Origin of the sequence: Micromonospora sp. DT15 (assembly GCF_049841475.1) — a bacterium.
Classification (GTDB): Bacteria; Actinomycetota; Actinomycetes; order Mycobacteriales; family Micromonosporaceae; genus Micromonospora.
This window is the reverse complement of record NZ_JBNCKJ010000010.1, coordinates 260866-279030: the sequence shown is the minus strand read 5'-3', so window position 1 is coordinate 279030 and position 18165 is coordinate 260866. Positions and strand designations below refer to the sequence as shown.

Annotated in this window: 5 protein-coding genes; all 5 read left to right on the top strand. The window is 73.7% G+C overall.

The window, feature by feature from the left end:
* Window positions 1-23 precede the first annotated feature (23 nt).
* The 5 genes from ACLQ3F_RS23035 to ACLQ3F_RS23015 are packed head-to-tail and all read left to right on the top strand — an operon-like array spanning window position 24 to window position 18153.
* On the top strand, window positions 24-995 hold the full coding sequence (locus tag ACLQ3F_RS23035; protein WP_425851323.1) for a TauD/TfdA family dioxygenase: 972 nt from the start codon (window positions 24-26) through the stop codon (window positions 993-995).
* Window positions 992-1546, top strand: coding sequence for a DUF6817 domain-containing protein (locus ACLQ3F_RS23030; RefSeq protein ID WP_357196803.1), 555 nt, complete (start codon window positions 992-994; stop codon window positions 1544-1546). Before ACLQ3F_RS23035 ends, ACLQ3F_RS23030 begins: the two co-directional genes overlap by 4 nt.
* Window positions 1547-1553: 7 nt before the next feature.
* Window positions 1554-5249 (top strand): ATP-binding cassette domain-containing protein, encoded by a 3696-nt coding sequence (locus tag ACLQ3F_RS23025; protein ID WP_425851321.1) that lies wholly within the window; start codon window positions 1554-1556, stop codon window positions 5247-5249.
* Complete coding sequence (locus ACLQ3F_RS23020) at window positions 5246-10984, top strand: amino acid adenylation domain-containing protein (RefSeq protein ID WP_425851319.1); 5739 nt, start codon at window positions 5246-5248, stop codon at window positions 10982-10984. The genes ACLQ3F_RS23025 and ACLQ3F_RS23020 overlap by 4 nt, the downstream gene beginning before the upstream one ends.
* Window positions 10981-18153, top strand: coding sequence for an amino acid adenylation domain-containing protein (locus ACLQ3F_RS23015; protein WP_425851317.1), 7173 nt, complete (start codon window positions 10981-10983; stop codon window positions 18151-18153). Before ACLQ3F_RS23020 ends, ACLQ3F_RS23015 begins: the two co-directional genes overlap by 4 nt.
* The last annotated feature ends 12 nt before the right edge of the window (window positions 18154-18165 follow it).

The following is an 18165-nucleotide window of genomic DNA, read 5'->3' as shown; positions in this document are numbered from 1 at the left end:
ACGTACGCGGAAGGACCTCCGACATGGACCACGTGAAAGAGAGCTGCCTGTTCCCGGAGCGCAACCGGGTGGCCTGCATCGAGGCCACCTCGCCCGGCATCTCGCCGGCGCAATGGGCCACCGAGCACCTCGACCTGATCAACGACCGACTGGACAGCCACGGCGCTGTCCTGCTGCGCGGGTTCGACGCCCCGGACGCGCCGGCCTTCTCCGCCTTCGTCAAGGTCTTCGGCGAGGAGATGGCCGAGTACACCTACCGGTCCACGCCGCGCAGCAAGGTCGGCGACGTCTACACCTCCACCGAGTACCCGGCCACCGAGGTCATCCCGCTGCACAACGAGATGGCGTACACAAGCGTGTGGCCCCGGCGGTTGTTCTTCTACTCGAACATCCCGGCGCAGACCGGCGGGGAGACTCCGCTCGCCGACAGCCACGCCGTCTGGCAGCGCATCCCCGCCGAGGTGCGCGAGCGCTTCGAGCGGCACGGTGTGCGGTACGTGCGCAACTACCGGGTCGGTCTCGGGGTGTCCTGGCAGGAGACGTTCCCCGGGATGGACCGGGAGGCCGTGGAGGAATTCTGCCGCGAGCGGGGCATCACCTACGAGTGGTTCGACGACGGCGCGCTGCGGACCACCGAGACCTGCCAGGCCGTCACCGTGCACCCGGTGTCCGGGCGGACGGTCTGGATGAACCAGGCCCACCTGTTCCACGTCTCCAACCTGCCCGAGGCCACCCGGGAGGCGCTGCTGGAACTGCTCGCCGAGGAGGACCTGCCGCGTAACGCGTACCTCGGTGACGGCAGCCCGATCACCGACGCCGACCTCGCGGCCATCCGCGCCGCGTTCGACGCGGAGTCCCTGGCCTTCCCCTGGCAGCAGGGTGACCTGCTGGTCGTCGACAACATGGCGATGGCGCACGGCCGGTCCAGCTTCACCGGGCCGCGCAAGACGTTGGTGGCGATGACCGGGTCGTACGGCAGTCGGGAGGCGGCGTGAGCGGGCTCGCCGAGAAGATCGCCTTCCTGGAGTCGCACGGGGTGGCCGAGTTGGCGCACTCGGAGGCCAACCTGCTGGCGCACCTGCGCGGCGTGCACGACCTGCTGGCCCAGTGGGGGTCGCGGCAGGAGCTGTGCGACGCGGGGTTGTTCCACTCGGTGTACGGCACGGAGATCTTCCCGACCGGCGCGATCCCGCACGAGCTGCGGCCCGCCGTGCGGGAGCTGATCGGTGCCGAGGCGGAGACGCTGGCGTACCTGTTCGGCACCGTCACCCGCAGCGCCCTCTTCGACGCCGCCTTCGACGGCCCGCCGTTCCTGCTCGAGGACCGCTCGGGCGGTTGCGTCGGTGTCAGCGCCGGCCAGTACACCGACCTCGCCGCCCTGACGGTGGCGAACTGGCTGGAGCAACGTCCCCGGTTCGCCGAGTCAAGCAAGTTCAGCCGCGCCCGCGAGTTCGACGCCATGCGCCGCTATCTGCCGGACAGTGTCCGTACCGCCCTGGAGCGCGCCTACGGGTTCGCTCCGCTCGCCCTCGCTGGAAACGAGTAGACGCACCGTGTCGACAACCACCACACCGGTCCGCCCGAGTGCCGAACAGGACGCGGGAGTGCTGTCCCGGCTCTTCGTCCAATGGCCCTCGATCCTGGTGAAGGCGTCCCTGCGCCGACCACTGAAGCTGTCGGACAGCCTGACGCCGCCCCGGTACGACCACCTGGAGCGGGTGACCCCGGTCTTCGAGCGTGCCTGGGCCGCCCGGCGGGACCAACCGGACGGGCTGCGGCGGGCCCTCTACCAGACCTACCGCCGGCGGTTCTGGTGGGCGGGCCTGATCTTCCTGGCCTACCAGACCTGCGCGACCGTCGGGCCGCTGCTGGTGCGGGAGCTGATCGCCTGGTTCGAGGGCGACGGCCGGGGCCCGGTGGTGGAGGGTCTGCTGATCGCCGCCGGCCTGGCCGGCTTCTACGTCCTGGATGCGTTGAGCCACAAGCACCAGTGGTCCGAGGTGTGGAAGACCGCGCACTCGATCACCGCGCTGCTGCGGACCGAGATCCTGCGCAAGTACCTGCGGATGGACCGCGGCGCCCGACTGGCCCACCCCTCCGGGGAGGTCATCACCCTCGCCTCGTCCGACGCCCGGAGGGTCGGGCGGGTCGCGTTCACGCACATGGCGTGGGCGGTGCCGCTGGGCATCGCCGGCTCCTGCGTGGTCCTGTGGGTGCTGCTGGGCTGGGCGGCACTGGTGGGCATCGTCATCCTCATCGCCGGCCTGTGGCTGTCGCACGTGGCCAACGAGAGGGTCTTCGCGCTGGTGCCGGCGATCCGGGACGCGAACGGCGTCCGGATCGGGCTGGTCGGCGAGTACCTGGGGGCCATGCGGACGCTGCGCACCCACGGCTGGGAGGACGTCGCCGAGCGGGCTGTCGGCCGGGAACGCGCGACGCTCAACGCGTTGCTGGTCCGCCGGCAGAAGCGGCTCGCCACGCTCTACCTGGTGAACGCCGCCGCGCCGGTGCTGATGGTGATGGCCACCCTGGTCACGTACGCGGCGCTGGGCAACGAACTGAAGGCGGCCGACGTGTTCGCGGCGATCGCCGTGCTCACCGTCCTCCGGTCCCAACTGCCTGAGCTGGTGCGCTACCTGGACATGCGCAACGAGTGGCGGGTGGCGTTCGGGAAGGTGACGACCTTCCTGCGGGCCCCGGACACCGCCGAGGCGTCGACCGACGACGACGCGCCGGCCGGGGCGGTCGACCTCGACGGCGCGTCGTTCACCTGGCCCGGGGCCGACGCGGACGCCCGGCCGGTCCTGACCGGCGTCGACCTGCGGGTCGCGCCCGGTGAGTTGATCTGCGTGCTGGGCCGGGTCGGCAGCGGCAAGTCCGCGCTGCTCGCGGCGCTGGCCGGGGCGCTGCCGACGGTCGCGGGTACCGCCCAGGTCGGCGGCAGCGCCGTCTACCTGCCGCAGCGCCCCTGGATCATGCAGGGCAGCGTCGTCGACAACATCCGCTGCTTCTCGCCCGACGATCCGGACCGGTACGCGGCGGTCGTCCGCGCCACCGCCCTGGAGGCGGACCTGGCGGCGATGCCGGCCCGCGACGGCACGGCCATCGGCGAGCGGGGCGTGAACCTCTCCGGCGGGCAACGGCAGCGCATCGCGTTGGCCCGCGCCGCCTACGAGGACGCCGACGTCTACCTCTTCGACGACCCGACCAGCGCCGTCGACGACGCGGTCGCCGGCACCATCCTGGAGGCGCTGTTCGACGGGGTGCTCGCCGGGCGTACCCGGATCGTTGCCACCCACCGCCTCGACGTGGCCCGACGGGCCGACCGGGTGGTGGTCCTCGACGGCGGCCGGGTGGTCGCGGCGGGCCGGTTCGCCGACGTCGCCGCGCAGATGCCGGACCTGCTGCCGGCCATGGCCGCCGAGGCCGCGACGTCGTCCGACCCGGACGGCGCCGCGCTGGACGAGGTGGCCGAGGAAATGGCCGCCGAGGAGGAGGAGGAGACGGTCCGCGCCGGCAAGGTCGGTTCCGCCACCTACCGCCGTTACCTGCAGGTCCTGACCCCGGGCCTCCTCGCTGTCGTCCTGCTCGGCCTGGCCGTCGGCGGGCAGGCCGTCCTGGGCGGCTCGTCGTTCTGGCTCGGCCACTGGACCGAGCACGCCGGACAGGACACGCTGTACTACGCGGGCGTGTTCGCCGCCATCGGTCTGCTGGCGCTCGTGCTGGATCGCGGGCTGTTCAGCTTCGCCTTCGCCCGGGGTGTGTCAGCCGGCCAGAACCTGCACGGGTCGATGCTGAACCGGGTCTTCCGGGCCCCGCTGTCGTTCTTCGACCGCAACTCCTCCGGACGCGTCCTGGCGCGGTTCTCCGGTGACATGGAGACCATCGACCTGGAGTTGCCGGAGACCACGATGGACACCCTCCGGGTCGCCGTCGGCCTGGTCGTGCCGTTGGCGGCGCTGGCCTTCACCAGTCCGCTGATGCTGGTGGCGGCTCCGCTGCTGCTGGTGGTCTACCTCCGCTGGCAGCGGCTCACCCGGGCCAGCACGGTCGAGGCGTCCCGGCTGTCGAAGCAGGCGAACGAGCCGATGCTCGCGCTGCTCAACGAGGCCGTCGACGGGGTCACCTCGATCGAGGGCCGGAACAGCCGGGTGCGCGGCTACCAGGCCGCGTTCGGTGAGCGGGTCCGCGTCGCGCACCACGCCGACTACACGGTCAACGCGCTGTCGCGGCACTTCAACCTGAAGCTCGACATGCTCGGCGCGGTAGTCCTGCTGACGTACGGGGTGCTGATCGTCGCCGTGGGCGGGATCGGCGCCGGGTTGGCCGGTGTCGGGATCAGTTTCGTGTACGCGCTGATGGAGGCGCTGGCGATGAGCCTGATGACGGTGCAGATGATGGACCTGTCGTTGGCGAGTTTCGAACGTGTCGACGACTACACCCGGCTGCCGGTCGAGCCGACCGACGGGCGACCGGCCCCGGCCGGCTGGCCCACCGCCGGCGAGGTCCACTTCGAGAACGTCACCCTGCGGTATTCCGAGGGTGGCCCGGCCGCGCTGAACGGCGTGTCGTTCGACGCCCCGGCGGGCAGCAAGATCGGCATCGTCGGCCGGACCGGCAGCGGCAAGTCCAGCCTGTTCACCGCGCTGCTGCGGTTCGTGCCAGCCGAGCAGGGGCGCATCCTCATCGACGGGGTGGACACCGCCACTCTGCGGCTGGCCGACCTGCGGGCCGCCGTCGAGGTGGTACCGCAGGATCCGGTGCTGCTGCCCGGCACCCTGCGGGACAACATCGACCCAACCGGTGCGTACCCCGACGCGGAGGTCACCGCCGTCCTCACCAAGGTGGGTCTCGCCGACCGGCTGCTCGGCGTGGACGGTGGCGGTCTCGACGCGGTCCTGTTCGCCGGCGGCGGACAGCTCAGCGCCGGTGAACGACAGCTGCTCTGCCTGGCCCGGGCGTTGCTGCGGGACGCGAAGCTGGTCCTCATCGACGAGGCCACGTCGAGCCTCGACGCCGAGACCGACGCCCGCATCCAGCGGCTGCTGGCGGTGGACCTCGCCGACGCGACGGTGCTCACCATCGCCCACCGCCGGGAGACCCTGGCCGGCGCCGACCGGGTGGTGACGCTCGACGGTGGGCTGGTGGCCCGGGTCACCGACAGCGATCCGGCCGGGGTGCTGGCCGGGGCGACGAACCCGGTCGGGCAGCGCGCCGGCGAGCCGAGTCTCGGGGAGCCGGTGCAGTGACCGGGTCGCGCGCGATGGCCGCGGAGGCGGACGCGCTCGCCCACTGGCGGGCCGGCCTGGCCGGCGTACCCACCCTGGACCTGGTCACCGACCGGGTCCGCCCGGCCCGTCGACGCCAGCACACCGACCGGGTGACGCTCACCGTCGGCCCGGACACCACCCGACGGCTGCACACGGTGAGCGCGGCGGTGGGCGTCGCGCCCTCCGTGCCGTTGCTCGCCGTGGGGCAGGTGGTGCTGGGCCGGCACGCCGGCACCCGGGACCTGGCCACCGCGACGCCGCTGGACGACGCCCTCGTGCCGTTGCGCGGCAGGTGGGACGACGACCCGTCGGCCGCCGACCTGTTCGCGCGGGTCGACGCCGGGTTGCGGGCGGCCTCGCCGTACACCGGCGTCCCGCTGCACCGGGTGGCCGAGGCGCTCGGCCTACCCCACGACCCGAGTCGTGCCGCGCTCTGCCCGGTCGTACTGGGGGTGGGAGCGGCCCCCGCCAGCACCGGGGCGGTGCCGCCCGACCTGAGCGTGCTCTGGGACGAGCCGGGGCCCGACGGGGCGTCCGGCGTCCTCGCCTACGACCCGGACCTGTTCGACAGCGCGACGATGCGCCGGTTCGCCGACCACTACCTGACGTTGCTCGACAACGCCCTGACCGACCCCGACGCGCCGATCTCCACCCTCGTGCACACGTCGGCGCAGGAGCGCGAGCTGATCGCACGGTGGGGCACCGGCGGCGGTACGGCAGGTCCGCCGAGCGTTCCGGCGGCGTTCCTCAGCCAGGCCGAGGCGACACCGGGCGCCGTCGCCCTGGAGTACGACGGCACCACCCTCACGTACGCCGAGGTGCGCGCCCAGGCGGATGCTCTGGCGACCGTCCTGACCGGACGCGGGGTCACCCCGGGCAGTGTCGTCGGCCTGGCGATGGGCTCGTCCGCGCAGCTCGTCGTGGCGATGCTCGCGGTGCTCGCCACCGGGGCGGCGTACCTGCCCCTGGACCCGTCCTACCCCGAGGCGCGGCGGGAGTTCATGCTGCGTGACAGCGGGGCGCGGCTGCTGCTCGCCGACGGTCCGGTGGCCGTCGTCGACGACCTGCCGGTGCTGCGGCTCGACCGGCTGGTGCTGCCCGCGGGGCGGTCCGCGCCGACGTGGCCGCCGACGTACCCGACCCAGCGGGCCTGCGTCCTCTACACCTCCGGGTCGACAGGGCGGCCGAAGGGGGTCGAGACCACCCACGGCGGGATCGTCCGGCTGGTTCACCGCGCCGAATACTTCCCCGTCGGGCCCGCCGATGCGGTCGCCCAGGCGGCCAACGTGTCGTTCGACGCGGCGAGCTTCGAGGTGTGGGGTGCGCTGCTCAACGGCGCGCGCCTGGTGGGCGTCCCCAAGGACGACGTGCTCACGCCGTCCCGGCTGGGTCGACGACTCGCCGAGCACGGCGTCACGGTGCTGATGCTCACCACCGCCCTGTTCCACAGGTGCGTGGACGCCGACCCGGCGATGTTCGCCCCGCTGCGCGCCCTCTACTTCGGCGGCGAGCCGGCCGACGCCCGCCGGGTCGCCACGCTGGCCGCCGCCCTGCCGGGCCTGCGCCTCGTCAACGGGTACGGCCCGACCGAGTGCACCACGTTCTCCAGCACCTGGGACGTGACCGACCTGCCCGGCGACGCGGCGCGGACCCCGATCGGCCGACCGATCGGTGGGGAGCTGCTCTACGTCCTCGACGACCACGGCCGTCTGACCGGCATCGGCGCTCCGGGGGAGCTGTTCATCGGCGGTGCCGGTCTCGCACACGGGTACGTCGGCCGGCCCGACCTGACCGCCGAGCGGTTCGTGCCGAGCCCGTTCGAGCCCGGCGCCCGCGTCTACCGCACTGGTGACGTGGTGCGGTGGCGCGAGGACGGTCAACTGGAGTGCCTGGGCCGGGCCGACCAGCAGGTCAAGATCCGTGGTGTCCGGATCGAGCCGGACGAGATCGCCAGCACCCTCACCACCTGCCCAGGCGTCCGGGCGGCCGCCGTCACGGTGCACGGCGACGGCGACGAACGTCGGCTCGTCGCCTACGTCGTCCCGGACGACGCCCCGGTCCCGGCGGGTGAGCTGCGCGCCCACCTCGCCGCCCGGCTGCCCGAGGCGATGGTGCCGACCTGGTACGTGCCGCTGGCCGCGTTGCCGGTCACCCCGAACGGCAAGGTGGACCGCCGAGCGTTGCCCGCGCCCGACGCGCACCACGGCGTCCGGGCCGCCGACGGCGTGCCGCCCAGCGGCCCGATCGAGGAACTGGTCGCGCGGACGTGGCAGGACCTGCTCGGCGTGCCGGTGGTGTCCGCCGCCGACGACTTCTTCGCCCTCGGCGGGCACTCGCTGCTCGCGGCGCAGATGGTGGCGCGGATCGCCGCCACCGCCGGCGTGCGGCTGGGCGTCCGCGCCGCCTTCGAGGCGCCCACCGTCGCCGCGCTCGCGGCACGCGTCGCCGACGCCGGCCCGGACGACGCCCGCCCGCCGGTGCCGGCCGCCGGCCCCGGGCCGCACCCCCTGTCGTACGCCCAGCAGCGGCTGTGGTTCCTCGACCGGCTCGACGCCGGTCAGGCGGTCTACTCGGTGCCGCTGGTGCTCACAGTGGACGGCCCGCTCGACGTCGACGCCCTCGACGCCGGCCTGCGGGGGCTGGTGACGCGGCACGCGGCGCTGCGGACCCGGCTGGTGACGATCGACGGCGAGCCCCGGCAGGTCGTGGACGACGAGCCAGCGGTCGTCCTCACAGTGGACGACCTGCGCGACCGGGCCGACCGTGACGAGCAGGCCGACGCCCTCCTGCGCCACGCCGCCGCCCGACCCTTCGACCTCGCCACCGGGCCGCTGGCCCGCTGGCACCTGGTCCGGCTGACCGACGAGCACGCGATGCTCCTGATGACGCTGCACCACGCGGTCTGTGACGGCTGGTCGATCGGCGTGCTGATCCGTGACCTCGGCGCGTTCTACGCCGCCCGGACCATCGGCACGCCTGCACCGGCCCCGCTCACCGTCGAGTACGTCGACTACACCCTGTGGCAGCGCGCGCTGCTGGCCGGCGACGCGCGGACGACCCAGCTCGCGTACTGGGTGGACCAGCTCGCGGGTGCGCCCGCGGCACTGGACCTCCCGACCGACCGTCCCCGCCCGGCCACCGCCCGACACCGGGGAGAGACGTTCGACGTACGGCTGCCAGCCGCCCTGGTCGAACGCCTCGACGCTGTGGGACGGCGGCACGGCGTCACCCGGTTCATGGTGCTGCTCGCCGCGTTTCAGCTGGTGCTGGGCCGGTACGCGGACGTCCGCGACGTCAGTGTCGGCAGCCCGGTATCCGGGCGCACCCGCTCCGAGTTCGACGACCTGGTGGGTTTCTTCGTCAACACCGTCGTGCTGCGGACCCGTTGGCAGGACACCGAGACCTTCGTCGACGTGCTGGCCCGGGCGCGGGACGCGGTGCTCGGCGCGTACGAGCACCAGGACGTCCCGTTCGAGCAGGTCGTCGAGGCGGTCCGGCCACCACGCGACCCCAGTCGTACCCCGCTGTTCCAGGTCATGCTGTCGGCACAGAACCTGCCCGAGCGGACCGACGCGGTACCCGGTCTGTCGGTCGGGGTGACCGAGCCACCCGGCCGGGTGGCGAAGTTCGACCTCACGGTGGCCTGGGACGAGGTGCCCAGCGCCACGGGCGAGCTGCGCGGCACCGTGGAGTACGACGTCGACCTGTTCGACAGGGACACCGCCGAGCGGCTGGCGCACAGTTACCGGACCCTGCTGGAGTCGGCGCTGAGCGCCCCCGACGCCCCGGTGTCCACCCTGGACCTGCTGCCCGGCCCCGAGCCGGTCCCGCCGGTCGGCGGGTCGACCGGCGCGCCGACCGCGTCGACTCTGCACGGCCTGGTCGCCGCCGCCGCGGCGCGCTGGCAGCAGCGCCCCGCGCTGGTGCAGGGCGACCGGCAGGTCAGCCACGCGGAGCTGGACAGCCGTGCCGCCGCTGTGCACGCCCACCTGACCGCCCGGGGCGTACGCCCCGGTGACACCGTCGCCGTCCTGCTGGAGCGCAGCCCCGACTGGCCGGCGGCGCTGCTCGGCGTCCTGCGCGCCGGGGCCGCGTACGTGCCACTGGACCCGGCGATCCCGCCGAGGCGGTTGGCGCACGTCCTCGCCGACTCGTCGGCGGTGCTGCTGCTCGGCTCCCGCGTGACCTGCCCGCCCGCCGTCGACCTGCCGTTCGTCGCGATCGAGGACGCGGTGCTCACCGCCCCGGCCGCCGCCGGCCCGCCGGTGCACCCGTCGGCGACGGCGTACGTGCTCTACACCTCGGGCACCACCGGGCAACCTAAGGGCGTCCGCGTCAGCCACGCCAACCTGGTGCACACCCTGGAGGCGGTGGCCGGGCACTACGCGCTCACCCACGCCGACCGGGTGCTCCAGTTCGCCGCGCTCGGCTTCGACGTGGCCGCCGAGGAGCTGTTCGGAACGCTGATCCGGGGCGGGACCGTGGTGTTGCCGCCGGCCGGGCCGGTGCCCGGTCTCGACGAGTTGACCGCGCTGGCCCGCCGGGAACGACTCACAGTGCTCAACCTGCCGGCGTCGTACTGGCACGAGTGGGTGGCGGTGCTGGACCGTCACCCGCCCGCCTACTGTCCGGACCTGCGGCTCGTCGTGGTCGGCAGCGAACGGGTCGACGCGGGACGGCTCGCCCAGTGGCGCGCCGCCGCGCCGGAGGTGCGCTGGCTCAACGCGTACGGCCCGACCGAGGCCACCATCACCGCCACAGTGCACGAGCCCGGAGGCGACCGGGAGCCGGTCACCGGCAGCGTCCCGGTGGGACTGCCGCTGCCGGGCGTGCGGGCGTACGTCCTCGATCGTGGACTGCGGCCGGTGCCGCGCGGGGTCCCGGGGGACCTGTGGCTCGGCGGACCGGGGGTGGCGCAGGGCTACGTCGGGGACCCGGCCCGCACCGCCGTCAGCTTCCTGCCCGACCCGTGGGGCCCGCCCGGCGACCGCATGTACGGCACCCGGGACCGGGTCCGCCTCGGTGTCGCTGGAGTGCTCGAGTTCCTCGGCCGGGAGGACGACCAGGTCAAGGTGCGCGGCTTCCGGATCGAGCTGGGCGAGATCGAGGCGGCGCTCGGCGCCCACCCCGCGGTCGGGGAAGCGGCGGCGGTGCTGCGCGAGGACGTGCCGGGCCGACCCACGCTGGTCGGTTACGTGACGCCCGGCGACGTGGACGTGGCGCTGCTGCGCGCGCACCTGACCGACCGGCTGCCCGGGTACATGGTGCCGGCCACGATCGTCACGCTGGACCGGCTGCCCCGCAACGAGCGCGGCAAGGTCGACCGGGCCGCCCTCGCGCCGCCCGCCGCCCCGACCCCTGCCGGGGTGGGTGTGCCCGGCAGCGAGTTGGAGCGCGCGGTGGCGGCGATCTGGCGAGACGTGCTGGTGGTCGACGAGGTGGGCGTCGACGACAACTTCTTCGACATCGGTGGGCACTCGCTGCTCGTGATGCGGGTGCAGACGCACCTGTCCGAGCGGCTGGGTCGCACCGTGCCGGTGGTGGAGCTGTTCCGCCACCCCACGGTGCGGGCACTCGCCCGGCACCTGGCGTCCGGGGACCGGACGCCGGCGATGTCCGCCGCGCACCACCGCGCCGAGACACGCGCCGCCATCCAACGGGCGCGCACACAGCGACGTCGGCCGGGCCGGCATCACGACAGGGGGGACGCATGATGACCGAGGAACGTACGCTGCCCGACACCGCCATCGCCGTCGTCGGAATGGCGCTCCGGGTTCCCGGGGCCGCCACCCTCGACGCCTTCTGGAGCAACCTGCGCGACGGGGTGGAATCGCTCACCACCCTCGACGACGCCGACCTGATCGCCGACGGCGTCGCACCCGAGGAGTTCAACCACCCCGACTACGTCCGCGCCCTCGGCGTCCTCGAGGACCCGGCCGGCTTCGACGCCCGCTTCTTCGGGTTCTCGGCCCGTGAGGCGCAGCTGCTCGACCCGCAGCACCGGATCTTCCTGGAGTGCGCCTGGGAGGCGTTGGAGCACGCCGGTCACCCGTTCGACTCCACGACACCGGTGACAGGTATCTACGCCGGGGTGGGGGAGAGCTCGTACCTGCAGCACAATCTGCTGCCCAACGCGGACCTGGTGGCCCGGGTCGGGGCGTTCCAGACCTCCATCGGCAACGACAAGGACTTCCTGCCGACCCGGGTGTCCTACAAGGTCAACCTGCGGGGCCCCAGCATCAGCGTGCAGACCGGCTGCTCCACCTCCCTGGTCGCCGTGCACATGGCCGCGCAGGCGCTGCTGGCCGGCGAGTGCGACGTCGCGCTGGCCGGCGGCGCGACGGTCATCGCCCGCCGCCGTGGCTACCGGCACACCCAGGGCGGCATCCTCTCCGCCGACGGCCACTGCCGGGCTTTCGACGCCGAGGCGACCGGCGCGGTTGCCGGCAGCGGCGCCGGCGTCGTCGTGCTCAAGCGGCTCGCCGACGCGATGACGGACGGCGACCTGGTGCACGCCGTGATCCGAGGCTCGGCAGTGAACAACGACGGCGACCGCAAGGTCGGCTTCACCGCCCCGAGCGTGGACGGGCAGGCCGACGTCATCGCCGAGGCGCTCGCCGTCGCCGGGGTCGACCCCGGCACGATCGGTTACGTCGAGGCGCACGGCACCGGCACCCCGCTCGGTGACCCGATCGAGGTGGCCGCGTTGACGAGCGCCTTCGGTGACCTGCCGCCGGGCCGCATCGGGCTCGGCTCGGTCAAGACGAACGTCGGGCACCTCGACACCGCCGCCGGGGTCGTCGGTCTGATCAAGACGGTGCTGGCGCTGCGGGCCGGCGAGATCCCACCGTCGCTGCACTTCCGCACCGCCAACCCCGAGCTGGGTCTTGACGCGAGTCCCTTCCACGTCTTCGCGGCCCGCACCCCGTGGCCCGGCGGGGTGCGCCGTGCCGGGGTCAGCTCGTTCGGCATCGGTGGCACCAACGCGCATGTCGTCGTGGAGGAGGCCCCGACCCGCGTGGCGGGCCAGGAGAGCCGCCGGCGGCACGTGCTGCCCCTGTCCGCCGCCACACCCACCGCCCTCGACACGGCTGCCGAGCGGCTCGCCGCGCACCTGAGCGCCCACCCGGACACGCCGCTGGCCGAGGTGGCGTACACCCTGCAACGCGGCCGGCGGACCCTGCCGTACCGCCGGGCGGTCGTCGGCGGCAGCCCCGCCGAGGTGGTCGAGGTGTTGCGGCGACCGGTGACCCGGCCGGCCGAGACCGCCACCGACCGCGCGGTGCTGTTCACCTTCCCCGGGCAGGGCGCGCAGCGCACCGGCATGGCGAACGCCCTCTACGTCGCTGAGCCGGTGTTCCGCTCCGAGGTGGACCGGGCCGCGGACCTGCTGACGCCGTTGCTCGACACGGACATCCGGGACCTGCTGTTCCCCGTCGACGACCAGCGGGAGACCGCCGCGGAACAGCTCCAGCAGACCCGGTACGCGCAGCCTGCGCTGTTCGTCGTCGAGTACGCGCTGGCGAAGCTCTGGGCGCACTGGGGCGTACGACCGGCGGGGCTGCTCGGGCACAGTGTGGGTGAGCTGGTGGCCGCCTGCCTGGCCGGGGTGTTCGCACTGCCCGACGCGGTGCGCCTGGTCGCGGCACGCGGTCGGCTCATGCAGGCGGCGGAGCCGGGCGTGATGCTCGCGGTGCCGCTGGCCGAGGCGGAGCTGCTGCCGCTGCTCGACGATGTGCTGGACCTCGCCGCCGTCAACGGCCCCCGGCAGTGCACCGTCTCCGGGCCGCCCGAGGCCGTGGCGGCTCTCGAGGCCCGGCTGCGCGAGCGGGGGGTGGCCTCGACCCGGCTGGCCACCTCGCACGCGTTCCACTCCCGGTCGATGGCTGCCGCCGGGTCGGCGTTCGAGGCGGAGGTGGCCCAGGTGCCGCGCTCGGCGCCGGAGATCCCCTTCGTGTCGAACGTGACAGGTACCTGGATCACCGCCGAGTCGGCCACCAGCCCCGCGTACTGGGCCCGGCAACTGCGGTCGACCGTCCGCTTCGGCGACGGCCTGGCGGCGCTGCGCGACGCCGCCGCCGACGCCGTGGTGCTGGAGGTCGGTCCCGGGCGGGTGTTGACCCGCCTCGCCGGTGGGTCGGCCGCCCGCGCGGTGGCGTCGCTGCCGTCGGCGGGTCGGGACGCCGACGCCGAGACGGAGCTTCTCTCCGCCGCCGGTGCGCTGTGGCGGATGGGCGTCGCGATCGGGTGGGAGGCGTTGCACGGTGACGTGCCGCCCCGGCGGACGGTCCTGCCGGCCTACCCGTTCGAGCGGGAACGCTGCTGGGTCGATCCTCCCCGGGACGCGGTGACGAGCCGGGCGGGTGCCGACGGGCTCGTCGTGCGCGGCTATCGCCGGGCCGGCGGTGCCGGGCCGGCGACCACCGCAACCGGTGCCTGGCTGGCCGTCGACGCCGGTCTGCCGGACGGCGTCGTCGACGAGCTACGCGCGGCGGTGGCCCGGGTGGTCGCCGCTGACCTCGATCCGGCCACCGGCGCGCTCCGCACGCCGCTGTCGCCGCAGGAGCGGGTCGACGGGGTGCTGCTGGCGGTTCCGCAGGGCGACCCGGCACCCACGCTCGCGGCCCTGGGCGACGCGCTCAGCAGGCGCGGCGACGCGTACGCCCGGGTGGTCGTCGTTACCGACGGCGCGCTCGACGTGACCGGCACCGAGACGCTGGTGCCGCCGCGCGGCGTGCTCGCCGGTTGGGCGACCGGCGGCGCGTCCGGCACCCGGACACTGCTCGACGTGCTCCCGGCCACGACGCCGGTGGCCGCCCGTCGCCTCGCCGCCTCGGTGGTCCGGGAGGTCAGGTGCGCGCACCCCGAGCCGGTGGTGGCCCTGCGGGGCGGGCACCGCTTCCTGCCGCACGTCACCGCGGCTCCGGCTGCCGCCCCCGAGCGGCACACCGGCGCCCGATACCAGCTCGCCGGCGACACGGTGGTCGGTGCCGCGTTCCGGCGGGCCCTCACCACCGCCGGTGCGAGCGTCGACGACCTGCTCGGTGCCGGTCAGCCCGGTCCGGTGACAGTGCTGGTGCCGGTGGACGCCCGCACGTCCGCCGACGAGGCCCTGGCCACGCTGGCCGCGGTGGGCGTCGGCGTGCGGGAGCCGGTCACCACCGTCGAGGTGCACCTGCTCGGCGGTACGCCGGACAACCCGCTCGCCGGCCACCTCGTCGCGCAGGCGGCGGCGCTCGGCCGGGAGTCCGACGCGGAGTGGGTGACCTACGGGTGGCCGGTGGCGGACCTGGGGACCGTCGAACGGACAGCCGCCCGGGTGGTGGGCGCGGCGACCTCCACGGGGTACGTGGTGGTGACCGTGCTCGACGAGACCGAGGGCGGCGCGGCGGAGGACCCCGCCGAGGTCCACGCGGTCGAGGACCCCACCGAGCGCGAGGTGGCGGCGATCTTCGCCGACCTCCTCGGCGAAGGGGACGTCGCGCCCACCGTCGGCTTCTTCGAGCTGGGTGGGCACTCCCTGCTCGCCGCTCAGCTCGTCGCCCAGGTCGGCCGTGTGTGCGGGGCGGACGTCCCGCTGCGCGCCTTCGTCGCCGACCCGACGGTCCGTGGCCTCGCCGCAGCGGTACGCGCGGCCCGCGCCGAGGTCGGTGTCAGCGGCCCCGAGTCGTTGCCGGCCGTCGTGCCGGACCCGGCGTCGGCGCACCTGCCGTTCCCGCTGACCGATGTGCAGCAGGCGTACTGGATCGGCCGCACCGGCGTGTTCGAGCTGGGCAACGTCGGCATGCACGGCTACGAGGAGTTCGACGTCCCCGAGCTGGACGTGTCGCGGTTGCAGCGGGCGCTGCGCCGGCTGATCCGGCGGCACGGGTCGCTGCGTACCGTCGTGCTGCCGCACGGCGAGCAGCAGGTCCTCGACGAGGTACCGGACTACGTCGTCGTCACCGAGGACATGCGGGGTCGCCCGACCGCCGAGGTGGACGCGAGCTTCGAGCGGACCCGCGCCGCCATGTCGCACCAGGTGTTCGTGCCGGACCGGTGGCCGCTGTTCGAACTGCGCGCCACACTGCTCGACGAAGGTCGGGGGCGGGTGCACTACAGCATCGACGGCCTGATCACCGACGCCTGGGCGTCGAGCATCGTGATGCGTGAGTTGACACTGCTCTACCACGAGCCGGACGCGACCCTGCCCGAGCTGGAGTTGAGCTTCCGCGACTACGTGCTCGCCGCGCGGGCTGCGGAGTCGACTGAGCGGTACCAGCGCGCCGCCGCGTACTGGCAGGAGCGGGTGCCGACACTGGCCCTCGCCCCGGAGTTGCCGCTGGCGGCCGACCCGCACACCATCGCCGCGCCCCGCTTCGCCCGGCTCACCGGGCAGGTGCCGGCGGACGAGTGGGACGTCGTCAAGGCCGCCGCGTCCCGGCGCGGCCTCACTCCGACCGCGCTGCTGCTGGCCGCGTACGGCGAGGTGGTCGCCACCTGGTCGAAGAACCAGCGGTTCAGTCTCAACCTGCCGATGGCGCACCGGTTGCCGCTGCACCCGCAGGTCGACGCGATCCTGGGTGACTTCACCTCGGTGACGCTGTTGGAGATCGACGCGGGCGGTGCGGCGTCGTTCGAGACCCGCGCCCGGACGATCCGGGACCAACTCCTCGCCGACCTCGACCACGGACTGTTCAGCGGTGTGCGGGTCGCGCGGGAGTTGAAGCGGGTACGCGGTGACGCCGCCGCCGTCATGCCCGTCGTGTTCACCAGCCTGTTCCAGGGCATCGGCGGGCACCCGCAGATCGGCGAGGTGGTCTACTCCATCTCGCAGACACCGCAGATCTGGATCGACACCCAGGTGTACGAGATGGACGGTGCCCTGGTGCTGGACATCGACGCCGTCGAGGGTCTCTTCCCCGAGGGCATGGTCGCTGCCATGCACTCGGCGACGCTGTCGGTGCTGCACTGGCTCGCCGCCGACGAGGCGCACTGGGCCGACCCGGTGCCGTCGCTGGTGCCCCGCGCGGAGCTGGCCGCCCAGGCGGCGTACAACCGCACCGAGGCGCCGTTGCCGGTGGGCCTGCTGCACGAGCCGTTCTTCGCCACCGCCGCCCGGGTGCCCGAGCGCCCGGCCGTGATCACGCCCACCCGGACGCTCACCTACGGCGAGCTGGCGGACCGCGCCCGCACGATCGCCGCCCACCTCGTCGGTCTGCGGGTACGCCCCGACGACCTCGTCGCGGTGGTGATGGACAAGGGCTGGGAGCAGTGCGCCGCCATCCTCGGTGTGCTCGCCGCCGGGGCCGCGTACCTGCCGATCGACCCGGACCTGCCGGACGAGCGGGTGCGTTTCCTGCTGACGCACGGCCGGGTGCGTGTGGTGCTGACCCAGGGGCGCCTGGCCGGCCCCGGGGCGCACCGGTTCGGCGACGTCGAGGTGTTGCGGGTGGACGAGCTGCGGGTCCTCCCGGCGGGTGCGTTGCCAGCGATCGACACCACCCCCCACAACCTCGCGTACGTCATCTTCACCTCCGGGTCCACCGGCCTGCCCAAGGGCGTGATGATCGAACACGAGGGTGCGTTGAACACCGTCGTCGACATCAACGAGCGCTTCCGGGTGGGCGAGGACGACCGGGTCCTGGCGCTGTCGTCGCTGAGCTTCGACCTGTCCGTGTACGACGTCTTCGGTCCGCTCGCCGTCGGCGGCGCGGTGGTGCTCCCGGAGGCGGCGGCACACCGCGATCCGGCCGCCTGGCTCGACCTGCTCACCAAGGCCAACGTGACGATCTGGAACTCGGTGCCGGCCCTCATGGAGCTGTTCGTCGAGCACCTCACGGTCCGAGAGGCCACCGGCGGCCTGCGCCTGGTCATGCTCAGCGGTGACTGGATCCCGGTCGCCCTGCCGGACCGGATCCGGCAGACGCTCGACGGGCCCGAGGTGGTCAGCCTCGGTGGCGCGACGGAGGCGTCGATCTGGTCCATCCTCTACCCGATCGGGGCGGTCCCGGCGGAGTGGACGAGCATCCCGTACGGGCGGCCCATGGTGAACCAGACCTTCCACGTCCTCGACGACGCGTTGCGCCCCCGACCCACCGGGGTTCCCGGGCACCTGCACATCGGTGGTGTCGGCCTGGCCCGCGGCTACCTGCACGACGAGGCGCGGACGGCGGCGAGTTTCGTCGTGGACCCGGCCACCGGAAGCCGTCTGTACCGCACCGGTGACCTCGGCCGGTTCCTGCCGAGCGGTGAGATCGAGTTCCTGGGCCGGGAGGACTTCCAGGTCAAGGTGCAGGGTTACCGCATCGAGCTGGGCGAGATCGAGACCGCCCTCGCCCAGCACCCCGAGGTGCGCGGCGCGGTGGTGGTGGCGCAGGGCGAGCCGCGTGGCGCGAAGCGTCTCGTCGCCTTCGTCGTCCCCCGGGTCGCCGGTGCCGTGCCGACGGACGTGCGCGAGTTCCTCGCGGGCAAGTTGCCGGGGTACATGGTGCCGGCGGCGTTCCACGAGATCGACGAGCTGCCGCTCACCGCCAACGGAAAGGTCGACAGGCGACCACTGGTGGAGTTGGCCGACACGGTCGAGGCGGACGACGTGCCGTACGTGGCACCCCGCTCCACCCTGGAGGAGACCATCGCCGAGGTCTGGGCCGGCATCCTGCGGGTCGACCGGATCGGCGTGCACGACAACTTCTTCGCCCTCGGCGGTGACTCGTTGCTGGCGATGCGGGCCGTGGTGCACCTGCGCAAGGCGTTCGACGTGCAGGTGCCGATCCGGGTGCTGTTCGACAGTCCCACCCTGGAGGCCGCCGCGTTCGCCATCGAGGACCACCTGCTCAGTGAGCTGGAGGAGATGTCCGACGAGGAGGCCAGTGCCCTGCTTGCCGACGAGCCGACGTACTAGGAGAGCCGTTCC

Excerpts from the sequence above, each read along its gene's own strand:
- ACLQ3F_RS23035 (WP_425851323.1), top strand. The coding sequence starts at position 24 with ATGGACCACGTGAAAGAGAGCTGCCTGTTCCCGGAGCGCAACCGGGTG.
- ACLQ3F_RS23015 (WP_425851317.1), top strand. The coding sequence starts at position 10,981 with ATGATGACCGAGGAACGTACGCTGCCCGACACCGCCATCGCCGTCGTC.